At 49.7% G+C, this 18869-nt stretch carries 19 protein-coding genes and 1 pseudogene; 13 read left to right on the top strand and 7 right to left on the bottom strand.

The window, feature by feature from the left end; genetic code table 11:
* The first annotated feature begins 2 nt into the window (after positions 1-2).
* Positions 3-905: a hypothetical protein gene (locus AB3G37_RS17930; RefSeq protein ID WP_369788672.1), complete on the top strand. Its 903-nt coding sequence runs from the start codon at positions 3-5 to the stop codon at positions 903-905.
* 1957 nt (positions 906-2862) lie between these two features.
* Here AB3G37_RS17930 and AB3G37_RS17935 read toward each other — a convergent pair.
* Both AB3G37_RS17935 and AB3G37_RS17940 read right to left on the bottom strand, forming a co-directional pair.
* On the bottom strand, positions 2863-3405 hold the full coding sequence (locus AB3G37_RS17935) for a GNAT family N-acetyltransferase (protein WP_369788673.1): 543 nt from the start codon (positions 3403-3405) through the stop codon (positions 2863-2865).
* A 17-nt stretch (positions 3406-3422) separates the two neighbouring features.
* A complete protein-coding gene (locus AB3G37_RS17940; RefSeq protein ID WP_009637682.1) occupies positions 3423-3977 on the bottom strand; it encodes a helix-turn-helix domain-containing protein in 555 nt (184 codons plus the stop codon).
* Positions 3978-4169: 192 nt separating this feature from the next.
* On the opposite strand from AB3G37_RS17940, the gene AB3G37_RS17945 reads away from it, so the two are divergent.
* The 9 genes from AB3G37_RS17945 (at position 4170) to AB3G37_RS17985 (ending at position 10980) form a co-directional block, all read left to right on the top strand.
* Positions 4170-4985, top strand: coding sequence for a MerR family transcriptional regulator (locus AB3G37_RS17945; protein WP_369788674.1), 816 nt, complete (start codon positions 4170-4172; stop codon positions 4983-4985).
* Positions 4966-5436: a nuclear transport factor 2 family protein gene (locus AB3G37_RS17950; protein ID WP_369788675.1), complete on the top strand. Its 471-nt coding sequence runs from the start codon at positions 4966-4968 to the stop codon at positions 5434-5436. The genes AB3G37_RS17945 and AB3G37_RS17950 overlap by 20 nt, the downstream gene beginning before the upstream one ends.
* Complete coding sequence (locus AB3G37_RS17955; protein WP_369788676.1) at positions 5433-6149, top strand: SDR family NAD(P)-dependent oxidoreductase; 717 nt, start codon at positions 5433-5435, stop codon at positions 6147-6149. Before AB3G37_RS17950 ends, AB3G37_RS17955 begins: the two co-directional genes overlap by 4 nt.
* A 7-nt stretch (positions 6150-6156) precedes the next feature.
* Positions 6157-7464, top strand: a complete 1308-nt coding sequence (locus AB3G37_RS17960; protein ID WP_369788677.1) for an NAD(P)/FAD-dependent oxidoreductase — start codon at positions 6157-6159, stop codon at positions 7462-7464.
* On the top strand, positions 7461-8177 hold the full coding sequence (locus AB3G37_RS17965) for a DUF1365 domain-containing protein (RefSeq protein WP_369788678.1): 717 nt from the start codon (positions 7461-7463) through the stop codon (positions 8175-8177). Before AB3G37_RS17960 ends, AB3G37_RS17965 begins: the two co-directional genes overlap by 4 nt.
* Before the next feature lie 80 nt (positions 8178-8257).
* Positions 8258-9409: a class I SAM-dependent methyltransferase gene (locus AB3G37_RS17970; RefSeq protein ID WP_369790990.1), complete on the top strand. Its 1152-nt coding sequence runs from the start codon at positions 8258-8260 to the stop codon at positions 9407-9409.
* Positions 9406-9894 carry a DUF2878 domain-containing protein gene (locus AB3G37_RS17975; protein ID WP_369788679.1) on the top strand — a complete coding sequence of 163 codons (489 nt, stop codon included), beginning with the start codon at positions 9406-9408 and terminating at the stop codon, positions 9892-9894. The genes AB3G37_RS17970 and AB3G37_RS17975 overlap by 4 nt, the downstream gene beginning before the upstream one ends.
* A gap of 6 nt (positions 9895-9900) precedes the next feature.
* A complete protein-coding gene (locus AB3G37_RS17980) occupies positions 9901-10431 on the top strand; it encodes a hypothetical protein (RefSeq protein WP_369788680.1) in 531 nt (176 codons plus the stop codon).
* Between the two features lie 12 nt (positions 10432-10443).
* Positions 10444-10980, top strand: coding sequence for a DUF3833 domain-containing protein (locus AB3G37_RS17985; protein WP_009637674.1), 537 nt, complete (start codon positions 10444-10446; stop codon positions 10978-10980).
* A 107-nt stretch (positions 10981-11087) separates the two neighbouring features.
* Here AB3G37_RS17985 and yedA read toward each other — a convergent pair whose 3' ends face one another.
* Positions 11088-12005, bottom strand: a complete 918-nt coding sequence (yedA, locus tag AB3G37_RS17990; RefSeq protein ID WP_369788681.1) for a drug/metabolite exporter YedA — start codon at positions 12003-12005, stop codon at positions 11088-11090.
* A 218-nt stretch (positions 12006-12223) separates the two neighbouring features.
* Here yedA and AB3G37_RS17995 point away from each other — a divergent pair.
* Both AB3G37_RS17995 and AB3G37_RS18000 read left to right on the top strand, forming a co-directional pair.
* Positions 12224-12322, top strand: a pseudogene (locus AB3G37_RS17995) (hypothetical protein); the annotation flags it as partial.
* Positions 12323-12834: 512 nt separating this feature from the next.
* A complete protein-coding gene (locus AB3G37_RS18000; protein ID WP_369788682.1) occupies positions 12835-13311 on the top strand; it encodes a hypothetical protein in 477 nt (158 codons plus the stop codon).
* Between the two features lie 26 nt (positions 13312-13337).
* Here AB3G37_RS18000 and AB3G37_RS18005 read toward each other — a convergent pair whose 3' ends face one another.
* The 4 genes from AB3G37_RS18005 to AB3G37_RS18020 all read right to left on the bottom strand — a co-directional run bounded on the left by AB3G37_RS18005 (position 13338) and on the right by AB3G37_RS18020 (position 17508).
* Positions 13338-14129 (bottom strand): ABC transporter permease, encoded by a 792-nt coding sequence (locus AB3G37_RS18005; protein WP_369788683.1) that lies wholly within the window; start codon positions 14127-14129, stop codon positions 13338-13340.
* A complete protein-coding gene (locus AB3G37_RS18010) occupies positions 14126-15064 on the bottom strand; it encodes an ABC transporter ATP-binding protein (RefSeq protein WP_009637669.1) in 939 nt (312 codons plus the stop codon). Before AB3G37_RS18010 ends, AB3G37_RS18005 begins: the two co-directional genes overlap by 4 nt.
* On the bottom strand, positions 15061-16185 hold the full coding sequence (locus AB3G37_RS18015; protein ID WP_369790991.1) for an ABC transporter permease: 1125 nt from the start codon (positions 16183-16185) through the stop codon (positions 15061-15063). The genes AB3G37_RS18010 and AB3G37_RS18015 overlap by 4 nt, the downstream gene beginning before the upstream one ends.
* 366 nt (positions 16186-16551) lie before the next feature.
* Positions 16552-17508 carry an ABC transporter substrate-binding protein gene (locus AB3G37_RS18020; RefSeq protein ID WP_369788684.1) on the bottom strand — a complete coding sequence of 319 codons (957 nt, stop codon included), beginning with the start codon at positions 17506-17508 and terminating at the stop codon, positions 16552-16554.
* Positions 17509-17761: 253 nt separating this feature from the next.
* On the opposite strand from AB3G37_RS18020, the gene AB3G37_RS18025 reads away from it, so the two are divergent.
* Positions 17762-18814, top strand: coding sequence for an NAD(P)-dependent alcohol dehydrogenase (locus AB3G37_RS18025; protein WP_369788685.1), 1053 nt, complete (start codon positions 17762-17764; stop codon positions 18812-18814).
* Positions 18815-18869: the final 55 nt, after the last annotated feature.

Raw genomic sequence — 18869 nt, forward strand, 5'->3', positions numbered from 1 at the left:
ACATGAAAATATTTTTTAGCCCTACCTTAAACGGAACTATGGCAACTCTTTCACAAAATGTAGTTAAATTAATTGGTTTTTTATCTTCTATTTCTCTTGTTTATAATAATGCTCAAGTCATACTGAAAAGTAATAATGCCGTCTCATCTTCAGGAGTTAATAATGCAACAATGCAGGAAGAAATTCTTTATCATAATTGTCATAAATTAAAAACCCCCTCTTTGCTTGCTCCAATTAATCTGACCATATTGGAGGAAAAGCTAATTCAAAACTTATTCCCTAGAATCAAAGAAATACATAATGATATGAAACCATATTGTAATAGTATGTCGGGGAGAAGACTGCCAGAGGTTTATCTTGAAAACCGCAGTGAAATCAAAAAACTGGAGACTGAGGTTAGTACACTTGTCAATCAACTAACAAGTAGCAATAGAAACATATTTGCTTTGCAGGAACAGATTTCTAGCAATCTAGATAAAGTAACTAAATTTAGTGAGTGTAATATAAGAATAGCAAGTATTAATGAATTAGTGAAAAAAGAAAATATAAACATTAATCAATTAATAAATAGGATAAATAATACTTATTGCTTGTCACGAATCCAGAGAAATTTGATCACTAATAGAATGAGAACATTACTACTTAACCAAAACCTGCTGCCTGATGGATTACATACAATTGAAGAAAAAATCAGCACACTAAACAATATCAAGGCCATAATCACCTCAGAGATACAGTTAAAGCGAATTAATAACGAACGTAAAACTAAAGAAAAAATAATGAATTATTCAAAGGCAATGTATGGTGCTGGGTACTCACATAATATTAATGCAGAAGATGTATGCACTGAACTGAATGGTAAGGATTTAAAATATAGGGGAATGGATAATAACTTCGATAAGTAGAACATGCGCTTTGCTTACTGGGTTGCGCCCTATACGCGCCGTGGGGTTGGTTTAGATGTGGAATCTAAAGGCAATTTGAGGTCAACTTCTTAAGGTCAATAAGCACTGAGAAGTTTTTCCGGTTCGAAAAATACAATGGGCATATAACCGGCGGCTTGCCTTGTTTAATGCTGCGCATGGCTTAAGTTCAAGTTCTTAAATTCAAGTTCAAGTTCATGCGCTTCGCTTACTGGGTTGCGCCCCAGACACGCCCAAAGGGTATTCCAGAGCAAATACCCTTTGGAATCCCGTGCCTTTTAGTGTTGTTTACATGTACGGCACCAGACGATGAGTTTGTTTCAGTTGCCACCGTGTGTGGCGTTGGTCGCGCCGCTGCGCGGTCCCCTCGTTCGTTCGAAAGCCAAAAACGTCTTTCTCCCTCGCTCAGCGCCGCCCCGAGACCGCCAATTCGGTCTATCTAAGAAAAACCGGCAACCTAAGCTGAGATCAAAAGACCTTTCTTCTGGCAAAAATTTTCTTTTGAAGGTGACATTCTGCGAACATCGGTTTTATTAATTCAGAAACGAAATCAAAAGTTATATTTAGTCTCGAACAAACCTAAGAGACCTATCTTTGTGAGATCGGCTTTTGACCGCCGTGGAGTTGCCGGTTTTTCTTTTTAGCTGCTATTGGCGGCCTCGGGCCTACGCTGAGCGAAGGAAAGGGAGACGCTTTTGGCTCCCGACTGAGTGAAGGCAGCCAGCAGGGCCGTGGCCAACGCCACGCGCGGGGGTAACTGAAACGATCTCCTTTTTTTTCCACTGATCTGGTCGCGAGGGAAAAGGGCCCGGGATTCTCAAGGGTGGCGGCCCAGTGCCACCTTTGAGGCGCGTCTGGGCCGCAGCCCAGTAAGCGAAGCGCATGAAGTTGAAGTTGAAGTTGAAGTTGAATTTGAAGTTAAGCTAAAGGCCGTGCGCAGCATCAAGTGTGGCTTTGGTCGCGATCAACTTTTAAGGCCGATAAACTCTGAGGAGTTTTTCCGGTTCACTCATTTCAATGGTCATTTAACCAGCCGCGCCGGAACCGGGCAAGAGGTCTCCAGGGCGAGCCCTCTTGCATCTCCGCGTTTTGGGTGCTGCGCACGGGCTTTAGATGCTGCGCACGGGCTTTTTACGGCCGATAAACTCCGAGGAGTTTTTCCGGTTCACTAAATTCAATGAGCATTTAACCGGCAGTGCCGGAACCGGGCAAGAGGTCTCCAGGGCGAGCCCTCTTGCATCTCCGCGCCCCCTTGGTGTTGCTTGTCTGTACGGCACCAGACGATGAGTTCGTTTCAGTGACTCCCGTTTGTGGCGTTGGTCGCGCCGCTGCGCGGTCCCCTCGTTCGTTCGAAAGCCAAAAACGTCTTTCTCCCTCCCTCAGCGTCGCCCCGAGACCGCCAATCAGGGCTATTAAAGAAAAATCGGCAACCTAAGCTGAGGTCAAAAGGCCTTTCTTCTGACAAAAACTTTCTTTTGAAGGTGACATTCTGTGAATATCGGTTTTATTAATTCAGAAACGAAATCCAAAGTTATATTTAGTCTTGAACAAACCTAAGAGATCTATCTTTCTGAGATCGGCTTTTGACCGCCGTAGAGTTGCCGGTTTTTCTTTTTAACTGCTATTGGCGGCCTCAGGCCTACGCTGAGCGAAGGAAAGGGAGACGTTTTTGGCTCCCGACTGAGTGAAGGCAGCCCGCAGGGCCGTGGCCAACGCCACGCGCGGGGGTAACTGAAACGATCTCCTTTTTTTGCACTGATCTGGTCGCGAGGGAAAAGGGCCCGGGATTCTCAAGGGTGGCGGCCCAGGGCCACCTTTGAGGCGCGTCTGGGCCGCAGCCCAGTAAGCGAAGCGCATGAACTTGAACTTGAACTTGAACTTAATAATTTGAATTTAATAACAAATTTAAAATTAAAAACATTATCCTCAGATTCCAAATCTAATCCTGCACTCTTATAGATTTATACATCACACTCGTACTCTCATAAATCCCTTCCGTTGAAAGCGCATATCCCGGAATCGTGCCGCATAACTCGTAGCCCAGTGATTGATACAAAGTTTGAGCATCGCTGTCAGTAACTGTATCGAGCACTAACAAGGTTTTATTCAGGCTGCGGGCCAGCTTTTCGGCTGTTTGCATCAGCCTGCACGCGACTCCCTGCCTTCTGGCATCGGGATGCACCAGCAACTTAACTACGTCGGCGCGATGCTGGCCGTTGCCGGGCATATCGACCACTAACTGCACTGTGCCTACAATTCGTCCATGAAGACGTGCTACCAGAATGCGCCTTTCACCGGCAGCAAAGGCTGGCAAAAGTTTATGCCAAAATGCCAAAGCCTCGGCCTGACCAAACGGTAGAATAAAGCCTACGCTGGCGCCCAATTTCACGCAGGCTTCTAGCGTGTCGCTAAGGCTGAGCAAATCTGCCTGTGAAAAGTCCTGCGAGTGCGGCTCATTTTTCAATTCACTGATCGTTATCACGTTTTAATTCCTTGTTATCAGGGACGACAAATCACAATGCTGTAATGGGCATCTTCCGGTCCCGGTACATAAAAGGTTGAACTGCCAAAAAGATGAAAGCGCAGACAGTCCCCGGCCTCCAGACGATACTGCTGCTGGTCAAGCGTAAGTTCCAACACTCCCGAAATAAGCCAGACATGCTGCTCAAGGCCGAACACCGGCGGTGCATCGTAGTGAATTCTGGCCCCCGCCTTTAGTCGACCCGACATAAATTCGGCCTGAAAATCCCTTGCAGGCGGAGAAATGGCCCGCCGCTCGAAACCGGTGCGGGTGTCGCGCCATACAGACTGATGCCCGTGGCGTATCAGTTCAGCCGGATTATCTTCTAAATCCATTAGCAATCTTGAAGTGGGTAAACCATAAGCCGCGCTAAGCTTTCCCAATAGAGCGGCTGTTGGGCTAGTCTCCGCTCGCTCGATACGTGACAGCGTGGCGCGGCTGATTCCCGTCTTTTCAGCCAGCATTTCCAGCGACCAGTCTTGGGCAACGCGGAGTGCCGAAAGCCTTTGCGCCAATTTTTGCTCATCGTTCATTGGTATGACCTTAACCAAAAATCCCAATTACGAGAATATATCCCTAAATTGAGACAACCACAAATGGATTAAATTTTTAGCGAAATTTAAGCAAAGTTAACAATCTCAACTTGTACAAACACAATTATCTTGTACAAGTTGATAATGAAGGACTAAAGTAATTAAAAGCTCTGTTATTGATCGGAAAATTTTATGTCTTTGTACAGCATCGGCGAGGTCGCACGCATTTGTGGCATTAACCCAGTAACACTGCGCGCATGGCAGCGTCGATACGGCCTGCTTAAACCTCAGCGTACCGAGGGTGGGCACCGCTTATTTGACGATAATGACCTAGAGACAATTCGCACAATCATTGGCTGGATAAATCGCGGCGTGCAGGTCAGTCAGGTTAAAGCGTTATTGGAAGGTAATGAAGCCCCGGTGGCCAACGGCTGGGTGCAAATTGAACAAAAATTATTATTAGTGCTGCAGGAAGATAAAACGCAGAAAGTACGCCAGCTTATTCTGGAGCTAGGCCGTGAATATCCTGCTGAAAACCTTATCAATCATGTTGTAAGGCCATTAAGAACTCGCCTGTCGGCCAATATCTCTACCTCTTACCTGCTTGGAGTGCTGGATGGCATTCTGATCGAACACGCCGTGATGAGCATGGCCGCAGCCCGAAAAAAACCGGGCGTTAAAGTGTTGCTGGCTGGATGGGGAGAAATTGACCGCACCGAGCTGTGGCTTGAGGCCATCGTGCTCAGTCACCAGGGTAAACACATTGACTTGCTTCCCGAGCCTTTAGCCGATCCGCATTTTGAAAATGTTAAAGCCGAGCGGATTCTGCTGTGGGCCGAGGGCCGAATGACCCGTGCGCATTACAGCAAATATCTTAACTGGCAGCAGGTAGGCTTACCGGTTGAGCTTCTGGGTAGCGCAGCCATGCTGTTGCAATCCGCTGCGGATGAGGAGTCGGCAGCACATTCTGCAGAGGAAGGAGATCCGCATGATAAATACCTCACCTGATTATTCATCTGAGACCCCCACAGCCCATTTGGCAACTCTTGAAGGGCTGAAGGCGTTTTATCGCAATATGGACTCCGCAAGCCTTTCCCAACTTCCCGATATTTACCATTCGCAAACGGTGTTAGTTGACCCCGTTGGCCGTCATGAGGGCCTGCCCGCCCTCAAACACTATTTCGAGCAGTTGCTGGCTCAGACAGAATACTGCCGTTTCGATATTCAGCAAACCCTGACTCAGGATGATGAAGCCGTGCTGTTCTGGCGGATGACCTATGCCCATCCACGGCTAAGAAAGGGCCAGGAGTTGACTCTCGACGGCACCAGTCATTTGCGTTTTAGCGAAAATCGAGTGATCTATCAACGTGATTTCTATGACATGGGCGCAATGCTTTACGAGCATATTCCGCTGTTGGGTAGTGTTGTAAGGGCCGTCAAGTCGAGGTTAGCGCCATGAAACACGTTCTAATCACTGGCGCAAGCTCGGGCATTGGCAAACAGCTGGCACTGGACTATGCCGCTGAAGGGTGGAAAGTCACCGCCTGTGGCCGCAATGTCGAACGTCTGGAAGCCCTCGCCGCCGCCTCGGAGCAAATTAGTATCCTGACCTTTGATATTACTAATCTTGAAGACACCCGTCAGGCGCTGGCATGGGTGCAGGCCGATCTTGCGATTCTTTGCGCGGGAACCTGTGAGTATCTCGATAACGGCGTGGTCGAGGCTGATAAAGTCTTGAGAGTCATGACGACCAACCTGATGGGTCCGATTAATTGCCTTGATGCCCTGCTGCCCGGAATGGCGACCGGAACGCGTATTGCGCTGGTTGGCTCTACCGCCTCGCTGGTCCCGCTGCCGCGTGCGGAGGCCTACGGCGCATCTAAAGCGGCTCTGGCCTACTTCTGTCGCAGTCTGTCGCTGGACCTCGCCCCGCGCGGTATCGCGCTGTCGCTGGTCATGCCCGGTTTTGTAAAAACACCGTTGACCGACAGCAACGATTTTCCCATGCCAATGATGATAACCGTGGAAAAATCATCCGAATTTATTCGAAAAGGTCTAGCGCGTGGCGCAAGCGAAATCGCTTTTCCGCCGCTGTTCGCCTGGGTGTTGCGCTTTATTTCAGTGTTACCGCAAAGCCTGCTACGGCTTTTGGCTAAGCGATTGGTAAGGTGATTCGCCTATGAAAGTTGCCATTATCGGCAGTGGTATTTCAGGTCTTAGCAGTGCGTGGATGCTGTCTCAACGGCAGCCGGCGTGCGAAATTACTGTTTTTGAAGCAAATGCAACACTAGGCGGACACACCGCAACAGTTGATATCAAACTCGGCCAGCGTGATTACGCAATTGATACCGGATTTATTGTTTATAACCAGAAAACTTATCCGCGCTTTATCGCCCTGCTCGCGCAACTGGGCATTATCGGGCAACCGACGGAAATGAGTTTTTCCGTCCACAATCCTGACAGCAAACTGGAATATAACGGCCATACATTGAACACCTTGTTTGCCCAGCGCCGCAACCTTTTCAAACCCAAATTCTGGCGATTTATTCGTGAAATCCTGCGCTTTAACGCCCTGTGCAAGCATCGTTTACAGCAGCCGCAGGGTCAGGAAGAGACGCTGGCAGATTTATTGCACCAAAACGGATTTTCCGACTATTTTGCCTTGCATTACGTCTTGCCGATGGGGGCTGCGATCTGGTCCTCATCCCTCGATGATATGAGCAAGTTTCCACTGTCGATGTTTCTACGCTTTTTTGACAATCACGGCCTGCTGGATGTCGCCAATCGGCCACAGTGGATGGTGGTCCCCGGCGGCTCGCGCGAATATATTCGCCGCATGCAACAACAGTTGCCCGCTAGCGTAAAATTGCTGACCAACACGCCGGTATTATCCGTAACCCGCGCTGAGGATGCCGTCACTATTGAGTCTACGCTGGGGAGTGAGACCTTCGATCAAGTGATCTTCGCCTGCCATTCCGATCAGGCATTGAGGCTGCTGCCCTTCCCAACCGATGACGAAAAACAGGTGCTCGGCGGGATCCCTTATCAGTCAAATGATGTCATTTTACATACCGATATTAATCATTTGCCCAACCATCGACGCGCCTGGGCGAGCTGGAACTATCGCCTGCCAGCGGGCCTGGAGGAGGTTGGCAAAAACAGCAGTTCTGCGGCGTTGATAAACGAACGCAAAGCCAGCGTGACTTACAACATGAACATTTTGCAGGGTATCCAATCGGATGAAACATTCTGTGTGTCGCTAAACCCGATGACGCCCATTGATGAAAGCAAAATTCTGTTCAAGGCCGAATATTGGCATCCGGTATTAAACCTTGCCAGCTTTGCGGCGCAACAGAATCGCGGTTTGATCAACGGTCATAATCGCAGCTGGTTCTGCGGCGCTTACTGGCACAACGGCTTTCACGAAGATGGCGTAAGAAGCGCCGAAGAAGTTGTAGACCAGCTGCTGGCAAAGGACGCGGCATGAACAGCGCACTGTATGTAGGCGGCGTGCGCCATCGGCGATTTAAACCCATCGACCACCATTTTGATTACGGCATTTTTATGGCGTTGATCGACCTCGATGAAATAGATCAGCTGCCTGCACACGGGATCAGCCTTGAGCATTTTTCCTCGGCGACCTTTAAACGCAGCGACTATCTGGGTGGTGGTGATATTAAAACCACCGCCCAGCAGCGAATTTTGGCGCTGACTGGCGACAATTTAGAGGGCCGCGTGATGTTGCTTACCCAGCTACGCTATTTCGGCATCTACTTTAATCCGGTTAATTTTTACTATCTTTATGATAAAAATGACGTTTTATGCTGGATGCTGGCCGAAGTTCGCAACACGCCTTGGGACGAGCGCCATACCTACGCCGTACTACCGGATGGCTCGCAGACCACAGAAAAGGCGTTTCACGTTTCACCTTTTAATCCGATGGACATGATTTATCACTGGCAGCTGACCCCACCGGGTAAACATCTGCGTGTGCATATTGAAACCCACCGCCAGGAAAGGGAGTTCGATGCCACGTTGACACTGGTTTTTCAGCCGTTAACCCGCCAAAACCTGCGTAAGCAGCTTAGGCGTTTTCCTTTGATGACGGTTAAAACCGCAGTAACTATTTACTGGCAGGCGGTGAGATTGTGGTTAAAACGCGCGCCAATTTATTCACATCCTCCCGCTGATAAGGATTGACCATGAATTCACCTGATTTGCGACTTGCCCAACACGCGGGCAGCCGTCGTCGCAAGGGATCGCGTACGCTGTTGCTCAGGATGCTGAAGCAATTGCGCGGTGCAGGGCTGACTTTGCAAGAATTTGATAACGAACCGATGTTTTTCGGTGACGACACTGCGCCTTTGCAGGGGCAAATCGAAATTCATGATTTGCGCGTCTATCGAAGAGTACTGCTTGGCGGCAGTATTGCGGCGGGAGAAAGCTATATCGACGGCGACTGGACTACGCCTAATCTCACCGTTGTGCTGCAACTGTTGGCGGAAAATCTGGTGCTGGTTGATAAAATCGAGGCGCGTTTCAGCTGGCTGACTTCCCCAGTAAACAGCGTGTTGCATTTTTTGCGTCGCAACAGTCCGAGCCAGGCGCGCAAGAATATCTCTGCCCATTACGATCTCGGCAATGATTTTTATCAGGGCTTTCTGGATGAAAACATGCTGTATTCCTCAGCCTGGTTCCAGGGTCCGCATATGACGCTGGAAGAGGCGCAACAGGCTAAAATGCGCCGCCTTTGCGACCAGCTCGAGCTGCGCGCGGAAGATCATCTGTTGGAAATTGGCACCGGATGGGGCGCGATGGCAGAATTTGCCGCGCGGGAATACGGTTGCAAGGTAACTACAACCACTATTTCTCGCGAGCAGTTTGATTTTGCCACCCGGCGTATCGAGAAAGCCGGTCTGAGTACACAAGTCACTGTGCTATTTGAAGATTATCGTGCCCTGCGCGGTCAGTACGACAAATTAGTTTCAATAGAAATGATCGAAGCGGTGGGTAAACGCTATCTGCCGACCTTCTTCAAACGCTGCAATGCTCTGCTTAAACCCCGTGGACGCATGGCGCTGCAAGCAATCACTATTGCCGATCAGCGCTATGAACATTACAGCCGTAATGTGGACTTTATTCAGCGCTACGTTTTTCCGGGCGGCTTTCTGCCGTCTATTAATGCAATGACCGAAAGCATGACCCGCCATACCGGGCTGGTAGTGAGAGATTTGTTTGATATTGGCAATGACTACGCCCGCACGCTGCACGAATGGCGCGAGCGCGTTCTGAGATACTGGAACATGCAAAATGCCCAGTACACCGACGAGCGTTTTCGTCGGCTGTGGGTATTTTACCTGTGCTACTGCGAGGCAGGGTTCCGCGCACGAACAATCAGCACCGTACAACTGGTTGCCGAGCGCCGTGCATGAAAACGCTGCGCTTCTGGCTGCTGACGCTGGGGTTCGACCTGTGGTGGACTCTGGCGGTTTGGGGCCAGGAGAGCGTGGAGCTTTTGCTGGTAATCGGCGCGCTGGTGATGCTGTTTTTTACCCCGTCTCGCAGGCGAAAATGGGTAGTTATCGCCTGCCTGTTGGGGATCGCCATGGATTCGCTGTGGTGTGCCAGCGGGCTATTTGCCTTCACTGATATCAGCGGGGTTCCGCTGTGGATGATGGCGCTGTGGTTGAGCTTTAGCGCCTGGTGGCTGTGGTTTTGCAGCCATATTTCGCTGAGCTGGGCGTGGATGATCCCACTCGGCGCGGTGAGCGGTCCTTTGGCTTATTACATCGGGATGCGTCTTGATGCAATGCAGCTGGTCGCGTCACCGCTGTGGGTATTTTCCTTGCTGGCGCTGGGCTGGGCCTGCTATCTGCCGCTGATAAGCCTGCCAGTGCTTGGCCGTCAACGTGAATAAGAGGTGATGATGAAAGCGATTTTTCTCTCTGTTTTACTGCTGACTACCAGCCTGTGCCTTATACCTTTGGCTCAGGCAGCGCAGTGGTCCGGTTGGCCGCAAACCGGTTCAGCCAAATTAACCTGGGCGTTTTTCGACGTTTATAATTCTCAGTTGCGCACTCCTTCCGGAAAATATCAACCCAATGTCTGGCCACAGGCGCTGATCATCAGCTATTTGCGCGATATCAGTAATAAAGATTTGGTCAAAGCCACATCAGACCAATGGAAAGCGTTGGGACTGCTCGATGAAGCCAATCAGCACCAATGGCTTGAGCAAGTGCAGAAGATTTGGCCCGACGTTAAATCGGGTAACGAAATCACTTTTGTCGCCGACTCACAGGGTGGGCAGTTTTATTTCCAGGCCGACGGTGTGAGTTCACCTTCGCCGATTGGCGCGCGATTTGATCGCTCGTTTCGCGACGCTTTTTTAGCTATCTGGTTATCCCCTTCCACCCAATATCCTCAGCTGCGCAAAGGGCTGACCGGAGCACGTTAAACAGGAGTTACCATGCTGAATTTCAAGGTTTATACTCGTTATATGCTGCTGGCAATCGCCATGCTACTTGCCGGTTGCAGCGCCAAAATCGATGACTACAAAGGCACTGAGCCGCAGCTGGATATCTTCAGCTATTTTCAGGGCAACAGTCAGGCATGGGGGATGATTCAGGACTATAGCAATAAACAGACACGACGTTTCTCGGTGCAGATTCGCGGAGACGTGGTGGCAGATACCTTAACCTTGCACGAAGACTTTACCTACAACGACGGCGAGAAGCAGACCCGAGTGTGGCACATTCGTCGCCTGGCTGACGGCAGCTATCAGGGCACCGCAGGGGATATTATTGGCGTCGCGATCGGTCATTCACAGGGTAACGCGTTTAACTGGAACTACGTGATGGATATCAAGGCCAGCGGTAAAACCTACCGCCTGACCTTTGATGACTGGCTGTTCAAGCAAGACGATCGCCATCTGATGAACGTGACTTCGCTGACCAAATTCGGCATTCAAGTTGCCAGGGTGACGCTGTTCTTTGAAAAAGAATAAATTGAGAAAAGTAGCCAGATAAACAGTTGGATAGATTTAAAAGCAATACTTGCAGAAACAACTGCTGGCCTTGAATTCAGCCTCCTGCCAACGCGGGAGGCTAAATCTTAAACTTTCACTTTTTCCAGCCCGGCGGTTTTGGGTTTGAATACTAAACGCCCAAGGGTGACCAGCAATACAGCGCTAAGGATCACGCCAAGCGCCAGCCATTCCACCAGCGAAAGCGACTCACCGGCAAAACCGATGCCTAACAGAACCGCCACGACAGGATTGACATAGGCATAGCTGGTCGCAATGGCTGGCCTTACCGTTTTGAGTAAAAACATGTAGGCGCTGATAGCAATCATTGACCCCATTACCACCAAATAGGCCAGCGCAGCAAAACCGGCTGGCGAAGGCGTTTGCGTCAGTTGCTCGCCGCTAATACGACTGGCAATCAGCAGCACCACTCCGGCAATAATCATCTCCGCTGCACCGGCCATCAACCCTTTTGGCAGCTTGACGCGAGCCGACAGCACCGAGCCAAACGCCCAGCTCAAAGAAGCCAGCAGGATCAACAATGCGCCCCACGGATTGCCGCTCAGATTGCTGCCGGTGTTGAGCAACACAATGCCCAGCAGGCCGATGGCAACGCCAGTCCACTCCAGTCGGCTATTGGGCATGCCAAAAATTCGGCTAAAGCACAGCGTAAATAAAGGCACGGTCGCCACCATGACAGCCGCAATTCCAGACGGCACGTCAAGATGCTCGGCCACCGTCACCAGGCCGTTACCCACGGTCAACAACAGGACGCCAATCAATCCCGCCGCCAGCCATTCTTTCATAGAAGGGACTTTATGGCCGCGCAACTGCAGGAAAGTAAACATAATGACTCCGGCGACAAAGAAGCGCAGCCCGGCCATCATCATCGGCGGCCAGCTTTCTACCCCGATGCGGATCACCAGATAGGTCGATCCCCAAATGAAATACAGCGCAAACATGGCGGCAATAACCGGTAAAAGCGAACGCAAGGCTGAACGAGACATAAAATTTACTTATAGCTTAAAATCTAGAGGACAGTAGTTAACGCCATTGCTGGTGTATTGAGCAAGTTAAAGCGTGCTAATGAGATAAAAAGTGAAGGAAAAGTTTCAGCATGTAGTGAAAATGTATTTTTTGCGGAGCTTTCGCACAAATTATGGCTGTGTGATGCGAGGTAAAAGTTTTATACTTACCGTCTATTTTTTAAAAAGCTTGGCAAAAGATGAAAACTTTGAGTAAAAAACTGTTTATCGCCCTGTTCGTTCTGATGGCCATTGGCGGTATCGGTGGTGTGATGGTCGCAGGCTATGCCATTGTTATTGAAGAACCTGTCAAAATGCCAGCCAGCGTGCCTACTCCCGCCCCGGCGCAATCTTCTACGGCTTCCTGAACCTGCCCCCTCCTGCTCTGAGTGTTGCTGTTTCAACCAGCGCGTGTCGGCAGGCGGGGTTTACTCGTAAAACCGAGGCATTTTCTCTGATTTTCTGTTGCCTGAGCCTTTCATGAGTTTCACAAATGTATTTCCATTTATTTATATAAGAACTGTATTTTTAATATTCTTTTTTTTATTCTACAATTCCCGCTCTGACATATAAAAATGGATATTATCATGAAGACTCAGGAAATTACTTTCATTAGGCCAATAACCCAAGAGCCGGAATTACAAAAACCCAATAATAAAAATGAAATCATTAATAAATTAAAAGGAATCGTCAACACTCAAAACAAAGTGTTCAACCAACAGTCATTTGATTATAAAAATTATTTTGAACAAACTCAGGAACCCTTGCTTTCCCCGCGAATGGTTATGAACTTAAAAATTAAGTTACCAGAATGCCCAAGCCAAACGCCATCAGAACAGACTATAAAAAAAAACGTTTTATTAGCCCCGACAGCCTGGCATCAGCCAAGAGAAAAGCACTTCCAGCCGAATTTCTAGGCACCACGCCCAGAGATTCTCTAGCCTCTTCCGACAAGCATTCTGAGCTTTTACGAGGATTTAGGCCAGCACTTATCGAAACAAGTAATAAAAATCAGATCAGCAAACCGATTCCAGCGCCTCGACTTTCTCTGCAACCATTACCGGCTCCTCAGCCTTTATTCAAACCGATACCCGCACCGAGGTTAAAAACATTAAATAAAGATCTGTTAGAAAAATCCTTCTCCCTGCCAAATAATATTGTCACGCCTTGCGATAATATTATTGCTGCTGCAGAAAAAATTCAGCAGACTTTATTAAATGCGATTCATATTATGTCGGTGAAAAATCAGGATCTGCTATTATCCAGTCAATTATCTCACGTTGCTTAATTGATTAGTCGTTAACTTAAAATAAATTAACCTTGAGCTGGAGGCTGCCAGTTTTGCAAACGACGGCTCCAGCGCTCAAAAGCCATATCCACAATAATAGCCAGCAGCGCAACTACGATTGCACCCTGTAAAACATAGGCAGTGTTAAATCCGCTCAAGCCGATAATAATAGGCGAGCCGAGGCTTTGTGTACCGACCGTTGATGCAATTGCGGCGGTACCAATATTGATAATCACCGAGGTGCGAATGCCTGAAAGGATCACTGGCGCAGCCAGCGGCAACTCGACGCGAGTCAGGATTTGCCAACGGCTCATGCCGACCCCCTGGGCAATTTCACGGGCCGAAGCGGGAACCGATTCAATCCCGGCGATGGTCCCCTGCAAGATGGGTAACAAGCCATAAAGCACCAGCGCGATAATCGCCGGCTTTTCACTGAATCCCATCACCGGCACTGCGATGGCCAGGACGGCTACCGGCGGAAAGGTTTGCCCCATAGCGACCAGCGTTTCAACCAGTGCGCGAAACTCCTTACCTGCAGCTCGCGTAACGCCAATCCCCGCCAGCATGCCGATGACTACCGCAATCAGGCTTGATGCGCCTACCAGCAGCAAATGCGCCCAAACCAGACGGGCAAAGCTGTCTTGCAGATACACTGGGCGGTCGAGATCCGGGAACAGCCAGTGAAATAACCAGCCTAATGAACTCATGCCAAAAATCAGAGCAAGAAACACCAAAATCACCCACGGCAAAGGGTCGCACAGAGCGCGCAGCCAAACTGCACGACCCTTTTTTTTAGCATGATGCTCAAGGTGGCTCACGATTCGGCCCTCGTGTTCAAAAGATCATCAAAGTGCAAAACACCCAGCGGCTGCTGATGCTCATCCACCACCGGCAATCGCTGGGTATGACGAGCAATAAACACCGACAAAGCCTCGCGTAGGGTCATTGCAGCGGGCACAGGTTCACCTGTAGCAAATTCGCCTTTACGCGTTCGCTCCCCGACCAGGAAAAGGGAAAGCAGTTTGATACCGCTATCGCTGCGGCCAAAAAAGTCTGCCACAAACGGCGTTGCCGGACGGGTTAGCAATTCCAGCGGCGTGCCCTGTTGCACGATCTGCCCGTCGTTGAGTAACACGATACGGTCGGCCAGGCTTAGCGCCTCGTCGATATCATGAGTAACCAGCACGATAGTGCGGCCAGAAAGCTGATGAATACGGGCAATTTCATGCTGTAACGCCGCTCGGGTTACCGGGTCCAGCGCGCCAAAGGGTTCGTCCATCAACAACACTTCCGGATCAGAGGCCAAAGCACGTGCCACGCCGACCCGCTGCTGCTGACCGCCGGAAAGCTGGTGCGGGTAACGTTTGCGAAACTGCTGAGGTTCCAGATGCAGCAGCTCCATTAACTCGGTAACCCGATCGCGAATTTTTGCCTGCGGCCATTTCAACAATTGCGGCACGGTGGCAATATTCTGCTCTACCGTCCAGTGCGGAAAAAGCCCGATCGACTGAATTGCATAGCCCATCCGGCGGCGCAGATCTTCGGCACGGAATTTCTCGATAGGCTCATCGGCAAAGGTAATCTGCCCCTGATCGTGTTCCACCAGGCGGTTGATCATTTTCAGCGTGGTTGATTTGCCCGAGCCGGAAGTGCCTATCAGCACGGTGAACTCACCTTTGGCAATATGCAAATTGAGATCCTGCACCACGGCTTTACCGGCAAAATGTTTGCTGACTTGAGAAAAATTAATCATCTGCGCGAGGTCTCCAGAATTGAGACTAAAAATTTAAATATTCCATCGATGATTACCGCCATCAACACCACAGGGATCACCCCGAGCAATACCAAATCCAGCGCACTGCTCAATAACCCCTGGAACATGACAGCCCCCAGTCCTCCGGCTCCAATCAGTGCTGCCACCATAGCCATGCCCACGGTTTGCACCGCCACAATGCGGATACCCGACAAAATAACCGGCAAGGCAATTGGGATTTGTACTTTATAAAACACCTGTAAACGGCTGAGGCCCATGCCCGTGGCCGACTCGATAACGCTCGGCGCTACCGAGTTCATTCCGGCAATCACACTGCGCACCAGTGGTAATAGCGAATAAAGCACCAAGGCGATAATGGCCGGTGCCGCGCCTATCCCGCTCACGCCATGATTCGCCAGCCATGGAACGGCTTTCGCCAGTCCTGCAAGCGGTGCCAGTAACAGTCCAAATAGCGCAATAGAAGGCAACGTTTGAATAATATTCAATACTGAAAGGATCGAAGGCTGCCAGCGCGGCGAGCGGCTACAAAAAATGCCCAGCGGCAGACCAATCAGAATCGCCGGGATCAGCGTGCCAACCAATAAGCCGAGATGCTGCCACAGCGCGTCATCGAAGACGTCCGATCGGTTGTCATACTCTTTTAATAGAGAAAGCTGCGACAGCTGGCCAGTGATCATCAGTAACACAATCGGAATAACCAGTTGCAGGTTTAATAGAACACGCCAGCTGTGATTAGCGGTTAGGCGGCTGATGGCATCCGAGGCAATCAGCAGCGACAAGGCGCAACAGGCCCAAAATCCGCCGCCGAAAGAAATTCGCGCCAGACTGTCTTCATCGCCACCGGTCATTTTGAATGCCGCATGGCCTGACAGTGCCACCAGCGCGGCAAGCAGCAGTTCTGCCAGCAACATAACCAGTAAATAAACAGGTCGTGAAGGAGCAATAAAAGACATTATCAATAGCAAAATCAAAGGCACCAGCAACAGCACCGCAGGCCCTTGCAGCAAGTTTTGCAGTGGAATACCTGTTCCCGAAATTAGCCGATTCGGCGCATGGGTAATGAAAGCTAAACTCGCCCCGGCAATAATCAGCAGCACCATCAGCGTCAGCAGCACGCGATTTTTAATTAACTTGGTTTTAACTACCCGGCTCAAACCACTCCCCCAATGGAAATATTCGATTCAAGAACCATCCATGCAAATGCTCTAGGTCATTGACGTTGCAACAAGGCGGCCAGTAAATGCATCCCAATGAGCTGACTCAAGTCAGTGATTAGGTGTATGAGCGCAGCCAACGATGTTGCAGCTTCAAGGCCACTCCCCCAATGGAAATATTCGATTCAAGAACCATCAGTGAAAATACTCTAGGTCATTGACGTTGCAACAAGGCGGCCAGTGAATGCATCCCAATGAGCTGACTCAAGTCAGTGATTTGGGTGTATGAGCGCAGCCAACGATGTTGCAGCTTCAAGGACGACGAGTATTTTTGATAAAATTCTTGCTCTGCAAATACTTAGCAGCAACCTTCTTGGCATCGGCACCACCTACGGCAATCTGCGCATTGAGTTTTTGCAGCGTCGGCCCGTCCAGAGAGGCAAATACTGGTTTTAGCAGCGCAGGGATCTGCGGATATTCTTTCAAAACTGCTTCACGAATAATCGGCGTAGGGGCGTAAATCGGCTGTACGCCTTGCGGATCCTGCAAAGTTTGCAGACCTAATGCTGCGACCGGACCATCGGTGCCGTATGCCATTGCCGCATTGACGCCCGAGGTTTTCTCGGCAGCGGCTTTAATCGTTACGGCAGTGTCACCACCGGCCAACGACAGCAGCTGGTTTTGATTTAACTTGAAGCCATAGGCGTTTTCAAACGCAGGGAGAGCATCGGGGCGCTCGATAAATTCAGCCGAGGCGGCCAGTTTAAAATCTCCGCCGCCGTTAATCCACTTGCCGAGATCGGCCAGAGTTTGCAGATGATTGGCTTTGGCAACATCCTGGCGTACCGCAATAGTCCAAGTGTTGTTGGCCGGTGATGGGTCTAGCCAAACAATTTTATTCTGATCGTAATCGAGCTTTTTGACTTTCTCATAGCCCTGTCGAGCATTTTTCCACGCGGGATCTTTCTCATCCGAGAAGAAAAACGCGCCGTTGCCGGTATATTCCGGGTAGATATCAATTTCTCCGGCGGTGATTGCCCCGCGCAACACTTTGGTATTGCCCAACTGAAGTTTATTGGTGGTCTCGATGCCGTTTGCCTCTAGTACCTGAACAATAATATTTCCCAATAACGACCCTTCAGTATCGATTTTTGAGCCAACCTTCACGCTGTCGGCTGCGTGAGCGGATAAACTGAAGGTAGTTACCACGGCCAACGCCGTTGCGGCAGCTATACTTCTTAAACGAGCATTTCCTGTTGGGCGCGCCATGTTTTTTCCTCTTATTTGGGTAAAGTTCGGCTGAGATCAATGTAAAAAAAGCAGAATCTGTTCATAAAATGAGGGTGTTACAAGGATAGTTCAATTTTTGCAGAGAGCACAAAATGTGCCAGCCATAAAACCAGTCGCCTGGCAGGGAGTGAAATTACTTTAAGTGCTTAGCTTTACTAAAACTTCGCTGAATTGTTCCGCATTGATAATCACGCCGCAATAATGCGGCTTTTAATCGTGAAGAGAGGCAGATATGAGCAATATCACCCAACCAAGAATCACTCACGCCGCTGTGGTTAACGGCCATCATCACTTAAATTTTAGAAAATTCGAGCTCAAAGCCCCGCTTGAATACGAAGTCGGGGTGAGAATTGTGGCCTGCGGTATTTGCCATACTGATTTGGGATTTATGACTGAAGGCGCAGTTTTGGGACACGAAGGCGCTGGCATCGTCGAACAGGTCGGCAGCGCGGTAACTCGCGTCAAACCCGGCGACCACGTGGTGTTGTCTTATCAGTCCTGCGGTAAATGCTCCCCATGCGAAGAGCATCATCCCTATAACTGCGAACATTTCTCACAGTTAAACTTTGGCTTTCAACGCCTTGACGGTAGCAGCGCTTACCCTGAAGGCATTGATGGTCATTTTTTTGGTCAGTCCGCGTTTGCAGATTACTGCCTGGTAACAGAGCAGAATCTGGTAAAGGTCGATCCTGGCCTGCCGCTTAACCTGCTGGCCCCTTTGGGATGTGGTCTGCAAACCGGTGCGGGAACTGTATTAAATACCTTAAACGTTCAACCGGGTGAGAGCCTAATGGTGATGGGTACTGGCGCAGTTGGGCTAGCTGCGATTATGGCCGCTAAAATCGCCGGAGCTAAAACCATTATCGCAGTCGATCGCGACCCAGCCCGTCTTGCTCTGGCGGTAAGATTGGGAGCGACTGAAAGCATCAATTCAGATCAGGAAAACTATCTTGAGACTTTATGCCCGCATCTTGATTACGTGATTGATACCACCGGGATCAGGCATCTCGACGAGTTGGCTCAGGAAGTGTTGAAAGAAGGTGGCACGCTGGTGCGCTTGACCGGTTCAGCCGGGGAAACTTTTACCCGTGGTCGTAAAGCTATTAGCGTTATCCAGGGAGATTCCGTTGCGCAGGACTTTATCCCCAAACTTGTCGAATACTGGCAACAGGGGCGGTTCCCCATTGAACAGTTGATAACTTATTACGATTTCGACGACATCAATCGCGCCGTGAAGGATGCTCATAACGGTAACGTAATCAAGGCAGTGCTGATTTGGGAGTAACTCTTCGGCAATTGGTGTTGTTTTTGGTTGCAACATTTAAAGTTTTTTATTTTGA

The sequence above is a fragment of the Rouxiella sp. WC2420 genome (assembly GCF_041200025.1).
Taxonomy (GTDB): domain Bacteria; phylum Pseudomonadota; class Gammaproteobacteria; order Enterobacterales; family Enterobacteriaceae; genus Rouxiella.

Bases quoted from the DNA above. Each gene is read 5' to 3' on its own strand.
- AB3G37_RS17955 (WP_369788676.1), top strand. From the start codon at position 5,433: ATGAAACACGTTCTAATCACTGGCGCAAGCTCGGGCATTGGCAAACAG.
- AB3G37_RS18015 (WP_369790991.1), bottom strand. From the start codon at position 16,185: ATGGTGCTGCTGATTATTGCCGGGGCGAGTTTAGCTTTCATTACCCAT.
- AB3G37_RS17965 (WP_369788678.1), top strand. From the start codon at position 7,461: ATGAACAGCGCACTGTATGTAGGCGGCGTGCGCCATCGGCGATTTAAA.
- AB3G37_RS17970 (WP_369790990.1), top strand. From the start codon at position 8,258: ATGCTGAAGCAATTGCGCGGTGCAGGGCTGACTTTGCAAGAATTTGAT.
- AB3G37_RS17960 (WP_369788677.1), top strand. From the start codon at position 6,157: ATGAAAGTTGCCATTATCGGCAGTGGTATTTCAGGTCTTAGCAGTGCG.
- AB3G37_RS18025 (WP_369788685.1), top strand. From the start codon at position 17,762: ATGAGCAATATCACCCAACCAAGAATCACTCACGCCGCTGTGGTTAAC.
- AB3G37_RS17930 (WP_369788672.1), top strand. From the start codon at position 3: ATGAAAATATTTTTTAGCCCTACCTTAAACGGAACTATGGCAACTCTT.
- AB3G37_RS18010 (WP_009637669.1), bottom strand. From the start codon at position 15,064: ATGATTAATTTTTCTCAAGTCAGCAAACATTTTGCCGGTAAAGCCGTG.
- AB3G37_RS17985 (WP_009637674.1), top strand. From the start codon at position 10,444: ATGCTGAATTTCAAGGTTTATACTCGTTATATGCTGCTGGCAATCGCC.
- AB3G37_RS18020 (WP_369788684.1), bottom strand. From the start codon at position 17,508: ATGGCGCGCCCAACAGGAAATGCTCGTTTAAGAAGTATAGCTGCCGCA.
- AB3G37_RS17940 (WP_009637682.1), bottom strand. From the start codon at position 3,977: ATGAACGATGAGCAAAAATTGGCGCAAAGGCTTTCGGCACTCCGCGTT.
- AB3G37_RS17945 (WP_369788674.1), top strand. From the start codon at position 4,170: ATGTCTTTGTACAGCATCGGCGAGGTCGCACGCATTTGTGGCATTAAC.
- AB3G37_RS17950 (WP_369788675.1), top strand. From the start codon at position 4,966: ATGATAAATACCTCACCTGATTATTCATCTGAGACCCCCACAGCCCAT.
- AB3G37_RS17975 (WP_369788679.1), top strand. From the start codon at position 9,406: ATGAAAACGCTGCGCTTCTGGCTGCTGACGCTGGGGTTCGACCTGTGG.
- yedA (WP_369788681.1), bottom strand. From the start codon at position 12,005: ATGTCTCGTTCAGCCTTGCGTTCGCTTTTACCGGTTATTGCCGCCATG.
- AB3G37_RS18000 (WP_369788682.1), top strand. From the start codon at position 12,835: ATGCCCAAGCCAAACGCCATCAGAACAGACTATAAAAAAAAACGTTTT.
- AB3G37_RS17980 (WP_369788680.1), top strand. From the start codon at position 9,901: ATGATGAAAGCGATTTTTCTCTCTGTTTTACTGCTGACTACCAGCCTG.